This is a genomic window from Bacillus marasmi, assembly GCF_902168435.1.
Classification (GTDB): Bacteria; Bacillota; Bacilli; order Bacillales; family Cytobacillaceae; genus Bacillus_BU; species Bacillus_BU marasmi.
This window is the reverse complement of the sequence record NZ_LR656171.1, coordinates 124,818-139,547: the sequence shown is the minus strand read 5'-3', so window position 1 is coordinate 139,547 and position 14,730 is coordinate 124,818. Positions and strand designations below refer to the sequence as shown.

Genomic DNA, 14,730 nt, shown 5'->3' with positions numbered 1-14,730 from the left:
TAATTACAAAACGCAAATATATTTTGGTCTTTAGAATTCCAAGTCTAGTTTTAGTTATTCCGATCCTGAATTCGAATATAATGTAAAAAAGACTCTCCGGGGGTACAAATGACAGAAGCATTCGAGACAAGCCTTATGATCTGGATTTATATTTTTGTTGGGATAATCGTTGGTGGATTAGCCGTAGTATTGCTTACAAAAATGATGAAACAAAACTACCTCTTATTAATTGTTTTTTGTGGAGGTATTTTAGCGGGTTTATTAGGGTTTGAGTTGATTCCAGATTTGATAGGAAAATATCAACCAGTTGGGATATTCATTGGAATTACGTTGGGGTTTATGTTTATGTTGTTAATAGATAGATATTTGCATCAGCATCCTAAAATAGTTCATATTGAACATCATGAAACCTTTACTTTATTGTTTTTAGCCCTATTTATTCATAGTATACCTACGGGTTTTGCCTTAGGTTTAAATTTTACTCATCATCATTTCCAAGATCCTTCATTATTTGGCGCTATAATACTTCACCATATTCCAGAGGGAATGGTCATGATGGTTTCGGTCCTCTACTCTAAAATGAAGCTAAAAAGTTTTCTGATTTTTGGATCTTTGTTATCTCTTGCAGTAAGCTTAAATATTTATTTTGGAATTACCTTTGATGTTAATTCGATTCAGCTCCGTACGATTATAATGGGTATCGCAATAGGGTCCTTAGGATACGTTACATTCTTTGAGATTTTGTGGAAAGGACTCAAAAACCACTTAACATTGAAGATGGTAATGAGCGCGTGCCTAGGATTAATTTTTATCAAACTGTATTTTGTATTTGTTTCCTTTGGACATTAATGAAAAAATGTCATGTTACACTTAGCATGATTGATAAATAGATGCTAAATACGAAAAGCACACTCATGACTAATGTTAAAATGGTGGGTGCTTTTTTTATATAAGAAATAATGATTATGGCTAGGAAAAGGAGCGCGAATCCTATCAGACTAACGCTAGTTATGTTCATCGAAAACTGTAATGTCATTTCTGGGAAAAACGGTCCTTCATAAAAAAACTTAAAAAGATTAGAAACTTCTTCATCTATTATGACTGTTTCGTGAGGCGGAGATTGCTGTCCTAATGCAGCTGTTGCTGAAAAAATCAGCAAAATCATGATGCTTTCCATTCTTGTCCAAGCGATTGGATTATATTGGTCATCTATCATTATATTTCTTTTGATAAAAATGCTGTTAATCAATGCGTATATAAGCAGTGGGAGGATTAATAAATGCTTAATTAACAAAGTTTGTCCATAAGGAAGAATCCAGGAATTTGTGTAGTCATTGAAATTCACGACAAACGTCATGAGAATGAGTCCAGAAACTATCGTACTTATGAAACAAAAGCTCGCTGTAGGTGTAAACCATTTTAAGAAATTGGTCCAGTTAGAATGGTTTTTAGAAAACCAACTAATAACAATGAGAATACCGCACCAAACACTAACTGCTGTAAAATGGATTGTATGTGTGAGGAAACCAACCACTTTATTTAGTGAACTCGCATGGCTGGACCATGCTAATGCAAAAATTAATATTAAAACTAAAACCATACCAATATATGAATGTAATGCGCATTTTCGATAATCAGTCCAAATGGCAAATATAAATAATAGGATGGATAAAACGAAAGTAAAGCACCAAGCTTTTCCAACCTCAAACGTTAATAAAACAGACTGTAAAGTATACAAAAATCCCATCCCTGGAGAAAGATATAAAATTAACTGTAAAACCGGTATAAATGAAAAAATAGCTATACCTGCTATAGCTGTCAAAATGGTTCCTTTTGGTACTGATATAGCTGGTCTATATGATAATGGCACCAAGGATAAAATAAAGCTCCCAAGGATAATACCGAAACATACATATATAAGTGCTTGAGTAATGGTGTTTATAAAAGGCATGACTATTGCTTCCTTTTCATTAAAAATAAGAAACTAGCAACGATAATCACAATCAAAACTCCTAAAATTACTGGAATCGGATAAGCTGCTTTATTGGACTGTTGAGCGTCATCAGCTTTAGTTTTATCTTCTTTTACTTCATCGGCTTGAGGCTGTGTTTCATCTTTTTGTGTGAGCTGATCCTGCCTAGGTTCCTGTTCCTCGCTAACGGGTAAATCAACTGAAAAAGTGAATTCACCATCAAGTGGATGTCCATCAGCACCAATTATTTCCCAATTCACGATGTAATTCCCATTGTTTAAGAAGTTAGAGAGATTTCCCACCATTTGATTTTCTGTTATGGCGATGTTATCAACTTGCACAGGTTCTCCGTTAGAATGATTAATTTCCAGCTTACTTCCTTGCTCAATCTTTGTTTCAAAAATTAATCTGATTTGGTTTAATTCATCGTTTATGATTTCCCCGTATTGAGGTGAAGAGCTCTTCAAACCAGTGTGTGCAAGGGCGCCATTAACAAATGCTAGAAAGAAAATTATAGTAAATAACAATAGTTTTTTCATGAAAACAACCTCCGAATGGTATGAATTAGTTCAATACTTCAAAGGATATGGCCACCTAATCAATTATCAAATCTTTAATCTTTTAATGTTCCAAAAAATAGTTTCTAAACCCTTTGAAAAATGAACAATCGGTTTTGATTCAGTAGGTTGTAATTGAAAAGGCGTAAAAAGAGTATTACTAAAAATTTCCGCCTCGACGTTTTGTAACGGCCACTGACTATGATGGATTTCTGCGGTATACAGGTTGTCCCTGTTATCCTTACTGTAAAGACAATATCGCTCAGTAGCCCAGTGCTCAAATGTTCCTTGTTCAGGATAATAAACTCTCGAAAGAGGAACAAATTTCCCCTTAAATTCTATCGGAATTTTAGATTTCCCTCTCCGAATATTTTCCCAATACACAGCTTTATCTTCCATTTTTAACGAGCTTTTTGCAGGTTGATAAGGTAAACGATACCATCTTTTAGCCACCATTAATGAAGCTTTATCCCCAACATCTAGAGACAAAAAATAAACCCCTGGTTTTCCATTGTAATGAACATATGTCCTTACATTTACCTCTGTAAATCTTGGCGTAACGGAAAAGCCCTTTAGTCCACGAAGATATATACCATCCATAACAAATGCGACCACACCTAACCATGCGGCACCATTGAAAGTATCAATTTTTAATGAACTAGGTATATATGATCGTAGAGATTCTTCTGGAATTGGCCAGTGAGCAAATAATAAATTACTCCATTTTTGTTTCATAATCCATATTCCGGACGGGATTGGCCATAGTCGGTGGGAAATGTCGTTCAATAAGTTCATCATAACGTGCCCCTTAATCATATATGTTCATATTTTGGTGAAAAATGAAATTTTAATACGTTAAGATGCCAAAAGACACATGATTTTGTTTTTATTGGTAATAGTAAGAACTGTAATGTGTATGAAATGACATTTATTGTGAGGCGATAAATTTGACCCATATTTTATATTATTTAAGCTTTATCATCCTCACAATGGTTTGTGTGGTTATATTAATCATGCTTTTTGGGTGGCGTTGGTTAGTAAAACGTTTTACAAAGCAAATAGGGAAAATTCTTTTAACAGACAGTTACCCAGAAAATATTGTGGAAATGATTCCTGGCCTTCGACATGTGGGCATTCAGAATGTGCTTGAAAATAACTTTCGAGCAGAATCAGGAATGCTGCTACACCGTCCACTAGGTTCTTCAAAGAAATGGCCCCACCTTGAACCAATTACCTTTATCCCTGTTCAAACATCGCCGTTTCCGATTGATAGTAGTGAAGCTGTTGATGTTACAGTTACGATTGGACCTAAGGCAAAAAAACCATTAACGATAAACATTCCGTTAATGATTAGCGGGATGGGCTTTGGGGTTGCTCTCAGTGAAAAAACCAGAATGGCATTAGTAGAAGGTGCTAAAAAATGCGGAACAGCCATTAATTCAGGCGAAGGAGGAATCTTACCAGAGGAAATAAAAAAGGCAGGAAAATATATATTACAATTTTCAAAAACAGCATGGGCAAAAGAAGAAGCTATTATCAAACGTGCTGATATGATTGAAATAAAACTGGGACAAGGCGCGGTTGTCGGGATGGGTTGGAAAATACCAAATAAAGATTTATCCAATGAAGCTTGCAAAACATTAGGTTTAAATGAAAATGAAGAAGCAGTGATTTATGAAAATTTCTTAGAGAGTCAAACATTAAACGATTTAAAAGAGCTAGTTGATGAGCTTCGAAGTCTATCGGGTGGCGTACCAATTGGAGTGAAAATAGGCGCAGGCGGAAAAATTGAAGAAGACGTTGATCATCTGATTGACATAGGGGTTGATTATATTGCAATTGATGGCGGACAAGGTGGTTCCTATGGTGCACCGCCACTATTGTCTGATGATTTTGGAATACCAACGTTACAAGGAATTGTTCGGGCAGCTAATCACTTGGAAAAAAGAAACATGAAAGGGAAGATCAGTTTAATATCGTCTGCTGGTTTATTTTCCCCAGGTCATTATTTAAAAGTACTAGCACTCGGTGCGGATGCTGTTTATTTAGGTTCTGCGATATTATTTGCTGTCGCTCATAAGCAGAACCTACAAACCTTTCCTTTTGAGCCGCCAACTCAACTTGTTTGGGATAATGGGAAATTTAAGGATCAATTAAAAGTAGACGAAGGGGCAACAGCAGTAGAAAAATACTTAACAGCAAGTGCGGAAGAAATGAAAACGGCACTAAGAGCAATGGGAAAACGGTCTTTACAAGAACTTTCCAAAAGTGATTTAGTGTCTTATGATCAGACGACTGCAAAAATGATTGGAATTCCTTTTTCTTTTGAACCATTTGAGGATAAGCAAAAAGCGGAATAGGGTACTTGTGGTCCGTTTTCTGTTTAAAGGGAGAAGTAAAAATGACCGATATCATTCTATATTTGAATTTTGGCATGATAGTCATATTATTTTCAGCTTCTTTATTCATGCTTGTTGGCTGGCGATGGATTTTGAAAAAAATCGTTAGAGGTACTGGCAAAATTATCCTAACTGACAATTATCAAGAAAACATTATGGAATTGATGCCAGGGCTTCGACATGTAGGTCTTCAAAATGTACTTGAAAATACGATGCGGGCACATACTGGACTTCTTCTTGAGCGTCCGCTCGGCGGCTCGGCTAAAAAATGGCCACATTTAGACTCGATTACATTTATCCCGGCTCAAACGTCCCCTTTTCCAATCGATAAGGAAGAAGATGTTGATGTGGCTGTTACTCTTGGTCCTATGGCCAAAAAGCCAATGAAAATAAACATTCCCTTGATGATTAGCGGAATGGGCTATGGGATTTCACTCAGTGAACAAGCAAGGCTTTCTTTAGCGCAAGCAACCAAAAACGTAGGTACAGCCTTAAACTCTGGGCAAGGTGGGATTTTACCGGAGGAATTAAACGCTGTAGGTAAGTACATATTACAGTTCTCGAAAACAGAATGGGGGAAGGATGAGGAATTTATCAAGCGTGCTGACATGATTGAAATTAGGCTAGGACAAGGTGCTACCGCAGGAATGGGGAAAAAAGTTCTGCCAAAAAATTTAACAGGTCGTGCTCGTGATGTTATGGGTTTAAAGGAAAACGAGGATGCAATCGTTGCTGAAAACTTTTTCGAAAATCAAACTTTAATGGATATAAAACAATTGGTTGATGAGTTAAGAGAATTATCTGGCGGAGTACCAATTGGAGTGAAAATTGGCGCGGGTGGAAGAATTGAAGAAGATATTGATAATTTAATCTCTCTAGAAGTCGATTTTATCGTAATTGACGGTGGTCAAGCGGCGATGGTTGGCGCACCACCTATTATGTTTGATGATTTTGGAATTCCCACCCTACATGCGGTGGTTCGGGCAGCTAACCATTTAGAAAAAAGAAATATGAAAGGGAAAATTAGTCTCATTATCTCCGGGGGAATGCTGGTCCCAGGCCATTTTTTAAAAACACTCGCATTTGGAGCTGATGCCGTTTATTTGGGTTCAGCTATGTTATTTGCACTTGCTCATGAGCAAGTATTAAAAGCAATACCATTTGAACCGCCAACACAAGCACTTTGGTATGATGGAAAGTTTAAGGATCAATTTAAGGTTGAGGATGGGGTACAAGCAGCAGAAAAATTTTTAACAGCGAGCACAGAGGAAATAAAAATAGCACTAAGAGCAATGGGGAAGCGGTCATTAAAGGAGTTATCAAAAAAAGATTTAGTTTCCTTTGATGAATTGACGGCAAAAATGGCAGGAATACCTTTTTCTTTTAAACCTTGGGAAGACTCAGCCGAGAATTAAAAATCCTTATGTATTAATAAAGGGGAAATTCCGTTGAAGCAAAACTCGAAAATCAATAAAATCTTAAAACATTTTAAAGAAAAAAATAACGGAACAGAGACCATTCCTAATCATACCTTAGCGAAGTTTTCGACGAAGCTTGAAGAAAATGAAACAGCGCTAAAAAAGCTATTAGGGAAAAGTCCGGATTTGATTTATCGGAATTTCTCGTTGAATTTTTCCGAAGGTCATTCAGTACAGACGCTTATCATTTTTATTGATGGATTAGTTCTAGAAACTGCAGTACGTCAAAGTGTAATAAAGCCACTCGTCGAAGAAAAATTCCAAGAATGCGAACTAAAATTGCTTAATGAGATAAAAGGAAAAATCTCTTCCAAAAGAGTAACCGAGGAAAGTGATCCATCAAAAGTAATAGAGGAAGTTTTAAAAGGGAAACTATTATTGATGGTTGATGGGGTGGATACCGGTTTAATCATCCATGTTGAAGCTTTCGAATTTCTTCGCGCTGTTGAGGAGCCAACCTCTGAAAAAACGGTTCGCGGGGCACGTGATGGTTTTATTGAGTCTACTTCTGTAAATATTTCCTTGCTTCGTCGCAGGATTGCCCATCCATCCTTAACGTTCGACACGATGAAGATTGGTGAAATTAGCCAAACAAATGTCGTTATTGCCTATATTGAAGGAATTGCAGATCCAGATTTAATAAATCGTGTGAAAGAAAGATTAAAGCAAATTAAAGTCGACGCAATAAATAGTGGAGGGGATATTGAACAATATATTGAGGACCATCCTTATTCGATTTTTCCAACAATCGGAAATACAGAAAGACCCGACAAAGGTGCTTTTTTACTATTGGAAGGAAGAATTTTAGTATTTTGTGATGGAGATCCAGTCAGTTTATTTGTCCCTACTTTTTTTATGGACAACATCAAGGCAATTGAAGATTACTATTCTCGACCATATTTTAGTTCCTTTGTTCGATTATTGCGTTTTGCGGCCTTTATGATTAGTACTATTCTTCCTGCTTTTTATTTGTCAGCATTAAATTTTAACAAAGAACTTATCCCATCCGATTTACTTGTACCGATAATTCAAGCAAGAGAAATGGTTCCGTTTTCGCTGTGGATGGAGTTGTTTTTTATGATTGGTATGTTTGAAGTGGTTCGAGAGGCCGGGGTTCGACTTCCACAGCAAGTAGGAGCAGCATTAAGTATTGTTGGCGCATTAATTCTGGGTCAGGTAGCTGTATCAGCCGGTATTGTTGGTGCACCAACGATTGTGGTTATATCGATCACATATATATCGGCCTTCGTCCTTACCCCTATGATGGAAATCGTATCACTTGTCCGGGTTGGATTGTTAATAACCTCGTTGTTATTTGGACCATTTGGTTTCATTGTTGCATTGCTAGGACTGCTGACACATATGGTTTCCTTGACCTCACTAGGCGTTCCATTTATGTCACCGTTGGCACCCGCAAATTTGCGAGATTTTAAAGATACATTCATTCGTTTTCCGTCTATATTGCTTAAACATCGCCGAAAAAGCGTACCAAACAAACGCGATGTGAAAATCCAGTCATTGCCGGATACAGGTGATAAACAATGAGAAAAGCGATACCATTTCTTCTTTTAATCCAACTATTATTAACTGGTTGCTGGGACTATCAAGAGTTCGAGGAATCGGCCTTTGTTCAGGGGGTTGGGATAGATAAAGAAGGAAAAAGAATTAAAGTATACACCGAAATCACGAAACCTTCAGGCGGTCAAGAAGGAAGCGCTGGCGGACAAAGCAGCGGACAACATGTCATCCTTGAAATAAAGGCTGATACATTAATAGAAGCATTTCGAGGGTTGATTCGGACTGCAAAACGTCGGCTTGATTTTACTCATACGCAAATATTTATTATTAGTGAAAACTTGGCAAAGGACGTAGATATTCCGGTGGAACTCGATTTAATCAGACGAGATACAATGCTTCGCTTAAATAGTTATCTGTTTATCACTGACAAAGATCCTACGGAAATCTTTAATACGCCAACCTTGTATAAAAGTCTTACATCAAATGAACTTGCCTCGGTAATTGAGCACACAAAATTTATTACCGAATATCTACCGGTCTATAATTATGAATTTTATCGTTTTCTTACTGATCATCACAATAATGCCTATATTCCTATTATTTCGATTCAAAAAGCCGGCAAGCAAAAAGTGACGGCTATCACAGGAACAGCGGTCATTAAGGATAACAAAATGGTCGGAAAGTTAAATAAAAAAGAATCGGCAGGACTCAATTGGCTATTAGATTACGTAAAGGGTGGAAGCGTTTCAGTTGAGATTGATCCACAAAGTAGATTTTCTCTCGAAGTAACAGATGCTAAGACTAAAATTAAACCATATATTGAGGGAAATCAGCTTAAAGTCGATATTCATACGAAGGTTGTGGGAACATTTGCGGATAATGTGACCCAAAGGACGCTCAATAAAGCGTTTAAGAAGGATGCAGAATCAAAAATTGCTAAAGAAGTAGAGAAGCTCATGCGTTCATCACTAAAGAAGCTTCAAGGCTTACAAACTGATATCACTGATTTTGAATTGAACTTACGCCGACGAGATCCTAAGGAGTGGCAAAGAGTAAAATCTGACTGGGATGAGCTTTATGCTAATGCTGAGGTGAATTATGATATTGACGTCACCTTTATTCACCGTGGGATGAACAACGAGAGTTGGTTTCCGGAACAGGGGAAACCTACTTACAACCCATACCGGTATCTTAAATTATTATTTGGAAGGTGAAGCGTTTGTTAACAAAGTGGGAAACGATATTCTTAATGATTATGTCTGTTCCAATTATGAGTCATGTTGTGATTCTCCCGCTTTTGCTTGATGTTGTTGGACGAGATGCTTGGATTTCTGTTTTGTTATCGATTCCTGCAGCCCTTCTTTTCGCTTTTGCGATTTATCGGGTTAGGCTTCATTATCCAGATTCATCTATTTCAGACCTCCTAAATCAAGTATTAGGAAAATGGGTGGGGAGAGGTGTAAGCTACATTTTGAGTCTCTACTTTACCTTTTTAATGGTTTTATCTTTTGCATGCTTAACTGATTTAATATTTATCGTTTTTTTGCCAGGAACCCCTCGATATGCTCCTTTGGCTTGGTTTTGGATTTTTGCATTGTATGCTTCCTCGAAAGGTATCAAACGAATTGCCTTAACTGCAGGGGTGTTGACGATGAGTTCCTTGGTTTTGGGACCCATCATCACGCTTTTATCGACAACGAAAAAACATTGGAACCAGCTTCTGCCTATATTAGAGTATGGTTGGACTCCTGTCATATTAGGTACTCTTATTCTTATCAGCGTTTGGATGGAATTGTTGTTTCTTTTATGCGTTCCAGTGAATAATATCGGAGAAAAAAGATTCTTTTTAATATGGGGAGGGGGAATCTTATTTAACGGATATATTATGTTGTCTTCTATTACTGGAGTTATTACCATTTTTGGATTAAGTCTTGCTAATAACTTTGTTTACCCTGCAATTGAATCAATCAGGCTTATCAATATAGGTATCATCGACCGGATGGATGTATATGGATTAGTCGTTATGACGTTTGGAACGTATATCAGATGCAGTCTTTACCTTCGCCTTGCAATTGATGTGAGTCTATCGAAATATAAATCAAAATGGGGGAAACGAGGAGTATTTGCTTTTCTCGGACTTGTGGGCTTTTTTGGAGCTTTGTTTTTTACAAGAAACCACATTCAACTTGACCGAGTCATTATCATATACTCATACATGCTGATTCTGTTTCCTCTTCCATTTTTGTTGTTAGGTGTTTCTCATTTAAAAAGAAAGAAGGAAAGAACTTCGCAAACAAATTCGGTTCAGCAATCAAACTAAATTCAAACTCTAAATTATGTTATAATAAAATTCCTTGGCAGGGGCATAAAAGAAGAAGCAGGGTTTACCTCAATAGAGGGGACCCTGCTTCTTCTTTTATTTGGATTATTAAATAATTAACCGTTCGTTTGTCCTTCTGTCCCGCTTGTAGGAGGTGGAGTCGCTTCATTACCCGGAGGATTATTGGTTCCACCACCGGTTTGGTCACCGGTGCTACCTCCATTATCCGTACCTCCTCCTGATGGAGTGCCTGTTCCACTGTCAGGTGGAGTTTGCGGAGTCCCTGTACCGCCACTAGGTGGAGGAGTGGTGGTATCACCTGGTTGCCCAGTTGTATCTTTTACAGGTGGTGTACTGATTCCTCCGTTGTTGTTCTGTCCATTTGAACCCGAATTATTTTGAGGTGTTTTCTGACTGTTACTTTTTGGAGTAATGTTTGTTTCTTCATCTCCCTGTGTATCGGCTTCTGTATTATTAGTTTGATTATTTTTTTGATTATCTATTTTGCTTTGTTTGCTTGATGGCTTAATCTTAGCTTTTGGTAGTCCAAGATGTTCCCGTAATTGATCGGAAAGCTCTTGTCGTGTTTCGTCAGTTACAATGTAATACCAAATGTCTTGTTTACCATTGAAAATGAGACCGCCAGTACCTTCAATCTCAATTTTCTCCATAAATTCTACAGCTGGTTTGTAATTCTTTTGAATACCAAGCATATCATCCAGTGTTAAACTTGTTTTAATATTTTTTTCTAGTGCTTTTAAAATATTATTATAATTGGTGAGCGCTTTGAGAGAAGTACCCTTATCGATTACTTTAGAAATAACCTCTCTTTGTCGTTCTTGACGACCGAAGTCCCCACGAGGATCCTCTTTACGCATGCGTGCATACATAAGCGCTTCAGTACCGTCTAGATGTTGATCACCTTTTGCGAGAGAAACACCATCCAACTCAAACTCGTATTGATTATTTACATCAATACCGCCAACAGCGTCAACGATATCTCTAAATCCTTCCATATTTACTCCGACATAGTAATCGATCGGAATATTGAGGAAGTTCTCAATTGAGTTAATCGTCATTTCAATTCCACCAAAAGCGTAGCCGTGGTTCATTTTATCATGGGAATGTAGCTTTCCATCACTTTTAATAAGATCTGCTCGAGTATCGCGAGGTATACTGATTAATTTACTTGTTTTTAATGTAGGGTTTAAGGTCATAACAATCATAGAGTCTGTACGACCTGAATCACCATTCCGTTCATCAACTCCGACTAATAAAATTGAAATCGGGTCCTTACGATTGAATTTTATTTCAACTTCTCTTTTGTCGGAAATCTTCCGATCAATTGGTTTATTCATTGTATCTACTGCACTAGCAATATTTGTATACATGTTATATAGATAAGCAGATATACCTACTACAACGGCTACCAAGAAAAATAGAGAAAATCGAATCCACTTACGTTCTAACAAAGTTTTCATTTTAGTTTTCATCCACACAATTCCCTTCGGTTATTAGGGTCGAATTTTGACTTTTTTTATCAAAAACTACAAAAATTATAATACTATCAATCTCAATAGGCAAGGGTAAATAAAAAAAGGAAGAACGTGGCTAAAAAAAAACAGCCCTTTTTTAGTAGGGGCTGACCATCTTTTTCGTGTAGTGAATATTTTTTAAGGCATCAAGTTTCTAGCCGAATAATCGTTACATATTTTTATCATTTCTGAGACGATCATGAAAAATCACCCCTTTTGTTTCTATTTATATAGTAGATACGTTGTTTTTGTGGAGTTTCCAAAATGGTGTGATGTAAATCACTTCGATGGTGTAATTAATATCATATAATCACTGTGTAAATAATGATTATTACATAAGGGGTGTTTTAATTTGTTGAAAAAACAAACAATTGATGTGATTAAATCTACAGTACCAGTTCTAGAACAACATGGTGAGGTGATTACAACTCGTTTCTATGAATTAATGTTTGGAAATCATCCTGAATTATTAAATATTTTTAACCATGCAAATCAAAAACAAGGCAGGCAGCAAAAGGCTTTGGCAAGTGCTGTGTACGCTGCGGCAATGTATATAGATAATCTTGAAGCTATTATTCCAGTAGTAAAACAAATTGGCCATAAGCATCGAAGCCTCGGAATTAAGCCGGAGCATTATCCGATTGTCGGAAAGCATTTATTACTAGCCATTAAGGATGTCTTAGGTGAGGCAGCAACTGATGAAATTATTGATGCTTGGGGACAAGCTTATGGAGTGATCGCGGATGCGTTTATCGGTGTAGAAGCACAAATGTATGATGCAGCAGAGCACCAGGACGGTGGCTGGGAGGGCTTCCGGAACTTTGTTGTTGGTAAAATCGTGAAGGAAAGTGATGTCATTACTTCATTTTACTTAAAATCAGAGGATGGAAAAGACATCGCAACATTCCTTCCTGGCCAATATATCAGTCTTAAAATGGAAATACCTGGGGAAGAGTACACGCATATTCGTCAATATAGTTTATCTGATGCTCCTGGGCGTGATTATTATCGTATCAGCGTTAAGCGTGAAGCAGGGACTGCTAATCCTGATGGTAAAGTGTCCAATTATCTTCATGATCAAATAAACGTTGGAGATATACTCAAGGTGAGTGCTCCAGCCGGAGATTTCGTGCTTGATACAAACAATGATGCTCCGGTTGTTTTATTAAGTGGTGGGGTTGGACTAACACCGATGATGAGTATGTTAAAATCGATTGCTGAAGCTCAGCCAGACCGTCAAGTGACGTTTATCCATGCGTGTGAAAATGGAAATGTCCATGCACTTAGAGAAGAAGTGGAAGTATTGTCTGCCAGTGAAAATGTTACATCATTTGTATTTTATGCAGCTCCTACAGAGGATGATTGTCAAAACAAGCGCTTTGACGAGGAAGGCTATGTGACGCAAGAATGGCTTAAGGAAAATGTGACGATAAATGCTGCTGATTTTTATTTCTGTGGTCCAATACCGTTCATGAAGGGAATTAATCAATCTTTAAAAGCCTTAGGTGTTAGTGAGGATCAAATTCACTTTGAATTCTTTGGACCGAAGGGAGATTTAGAGCAACAACAGCAAGAGGAAGCTGTTGGAGTGTAATATACTGATCGAGACTGGGGCAAAAGTATTTTAACTAAAAAGATCGAACTATGATGCGAAATTCTAACTTTGAATTTCCTAATAGTTCGATTTTTTTAAAATAACTGTGAATTACATTGTGTTTGGCATGAGGGTCTGTTAACCCGAATGTTGATTTCCTTGTTTTTGAAAATTAGCGGAAGAATTCCGCTTATTTTGTGAAATGCCCATATTTCGTTAAGAATAAAGGGAGTTTTTCCGTTTATTTCATAAAAATCACTGGATATTGTCTTTGTGAGAGTGGTTAAGCGGAAATTCTCCTCTTATTTCAGCTCATTTAGCCCCCTTACATACAATAACGGGAAATTCTCCGCTTATTTATTCTCATACGTACATAAAAATCATTCGTTTTTATAGCGGACAATTTAGTTCTGTCCCAGCTTTGTTTTTTTGAATGTCACCTTACCTCGTATTAGAAACAGAGTCTTCAATTCTCGAGTTAACATCACCGTATACTAACTTTCGGAGAATACTTGCTGATTTAATATTGAGGAAATAAATAATCGGTAAATAAGTAATTCTTTTCACTTTCAACATTTTATTTTTTCTCAAAATGAAATCTGCAACAATCATAACTAATAAAGATTTTAGCTTAGCCATGACACTATCGTCCTTTATCCACCATGCAGTCAGTAATGATATAAGAAATACATTAAGTGGAGCGATCTTAAAATGCTCTTTCCAGGATAAAAACGGAGGAATGCCATAACGTACTTTTTTAAATAATGCAAAAATGTACAGAATATTCATCCATGTAACTTGAATGGTATTAGTAAATGAGATAAACAAATAGAATGGATTTCGTTTTATTAGTTGCTGATTCCATTTATCATTTAAAAAAAATGAAAGAAGAATTAACAAAAAAGTATAGCTTGTTTTCCACCATTTGTTTTTATAAACGCCTATTTTAATAAATATTCGTTCAATTAACAAGAAAAGGGTGCTAAATAGTAATTTCATTTTCCATCCAAGTCCAAAGACAGTAATAAAAAGTGCAGCAACTGGGACATAAAAAAATTGTGACCAGACAGCACCAAATATACTATCCACCTTTTTTTGCTTGAAAAAGTTTGGTTTATAAACATAACCATCAAATAATGCAACAACAAAGTATTCGAAGATGTACGCAAAACCTGCATAATTGAGCAATAGAACCACATGTCTTTTGCGGTCTTTACTTTTATAAAACGTGATGATCAATAGAATAAAATAAATAATACCTAGGATGATAAAAGGGTACCTATTAATTGATTTCTTGTTTCGCATCAACGAGACTCCGTCATGTTTTTGTTAGTATTTGTATCTTTTATGACTTCTA

11 protein-coding genes and 1 pseudogene are annotated in these 14,730 nt (G+C 36.7%); 7 read left to right on the top strand and 5 right to left on the bottom strand.

The features are described 5' to 3' along the window. The first annotated feature begins 135 nt into the window (after positions 1-135). Positions 136-849: a ZIP family metal transporter gene (locus FXW34_RS12415; protein WP_187118937.1), complete on the top strand. Its 714-nt coding sequence runs from the start codon at positions 136-138 to the stop codon at positions 847-849. Positions 850-859: 10 nt separating this feature from the next. On the opposite strand, the gene FXW34_RS12410 is transcribed toward FXW34_RS12415, so the two are convergent. The 3 genes from FXW34_RS12410 to FXW34_RS12400 all read right to left on the bottom strand — a co-directional run bounded on the left by FXW34_RS12410 (position 860) and on the right by FXW34_RS12400 (position 3,324). Then, positions 860-1,951: a copper resistance D family protein gene (locus FXW34_RS12410; protein ID WP_147534320.1), complete on the bottom strand. Its 1,092-nt coding sequence runs from the start codon at positions 1,949-1,951 to the stop codon at positions 860-862. 2 nt (positions 1,952-1,953) lie between these two features. Beyond that, positions 1,954-2,511 (bottom strand): copper resistance CopC family protein, encoded by a 558-nt coding sequence (locus FXW34_RS12405; RefSeq protein WP_147534319.1) that lies wholly within the window; start codon positions 2,509-2,511, stop codon positions 1,954-1,956. 66 nt (positions 2,512-2,577) lie between these two features. Beyond that, positions 2,578-3,324, bottom strand: a complete 747-nt coding sequence (locus FXW34_RS12400) for a YqjF family protein (protein ID WP_147534318.1) — start codon at positions 3,322-3,324, stop codon at positions 2,578-2,580. A gap of 152 nt (positions 3,325-3,476) precedes the next feature. On the opposite strand from FXW34_RS12400, the gene FXW34_RS12395 reads away from it, so the two are divergent. From FXW34_RS12395 to FXW34_RS12375, 5 genes are read left to right on the top strand one after another with little or no spacing between them, the layout of a single operon-like run. After that, entirely contained in the window at positions 3,477-4,889 is a 1,413-nt protein-coding gene (locus FXW34_RS12395; RefSeq protein WP_147534317.1) for an FMN-binding glutamate synthase family protein, read from the top strand. 41 nt (positions 4,890-4,930) lie between these two features. Next, positions 4,931-6,343: an FMN-binding glutamate synthase family protein gene (locus FXW34_RS12390; protein ID WP_147534316.1), complete on the top strand. Its 1,413-nt coding sequence runs from the start codon at positions 4,931-4,933 to the stop codon at positions 6,341-6,343. 33 nt (positions 6,344-6,376) lie between these two features. Continuing rightward, entirely contained in the window at positions 6,377-7,951 is a 1,575-nt protein-coding gene (locus tag FXW34_RS12385; protein WP_187118936.1) for a spore germination protein, read from the top strand. After that, positions 7,948-9,138: a Ger(x)C family spore germination protein gene (locus tag FXW34_RS12380; RefSeq protein WP_147534314.1), complete on the top strand. Its 1,191-nt coding sequence runs from the start codon at positions 7,948-7,950 to the stop codon at positions 9,136-9,138. Before FXW34_RS12385 ends, FXW34_RS12380 begins: the two co-directional genes overlap by 4 nt. A gap of 5 nt (positions 9,139-9,143) precedes the next feature. Next, complete coding sequence (locus FXW34_RS12375; protein ID WP_147534313.1) at positions 9,144-10,244, top strand: GerAB/ArcD/ProY family transporter; 1,101 nt, start codon at positions 9,144-9,146, stop codon at positions 10,242-10,244. A gap of 536 nt (positions 10,245-10,780) precedes the next feature. Here FXW34_RS12375 and FXW34_RS12370 read toward each other — a convergent pair. Then, positions 10,781-11,725: pseudogene (locus tag FXW34_RS12370) on the bottom strand (LCP family glycopolymer transferase); the annotation flags it as partial. A 406-nt stretch (positions 11,726-12,131) separates the two neighbouring features. On the opposite strand from FXW34_RS12370, the gene hmpA reads away from it, so the two are divergent. Next, positions 12,132-13,373 carry an NO-inducible flavohemoprotein gene (gene hmpA, locus FXW34_RS12365; protein WP_147534311.1) on the top strand — a complete coding sequence of 414 codons (1,242 nt, stop codon included), beginning with the start codon at positions 12,132-12,134 and terminating at the stop codon, positions 13,371-13,373. A 441-nt stretch (positions 13,374-13,814) separates the two neighbouring features. Here the strand turns inward: hmpA and FXW34_RS12360 are convergent, their stop codons facing one another. Beyond that, positions 13,815-14,678: a hypothetical protein gene (locus tag FXW34_RS12360; protein WP_147534310.1), complete on the bottom strand. Its 864-nt coding sequence runs from the start codon at positions 14,676-14,678 to the stop codon at positions 13,815-13,817. Between the last annotated feature and the right edge of the window lie 52 nt (positions 14,679-14,730).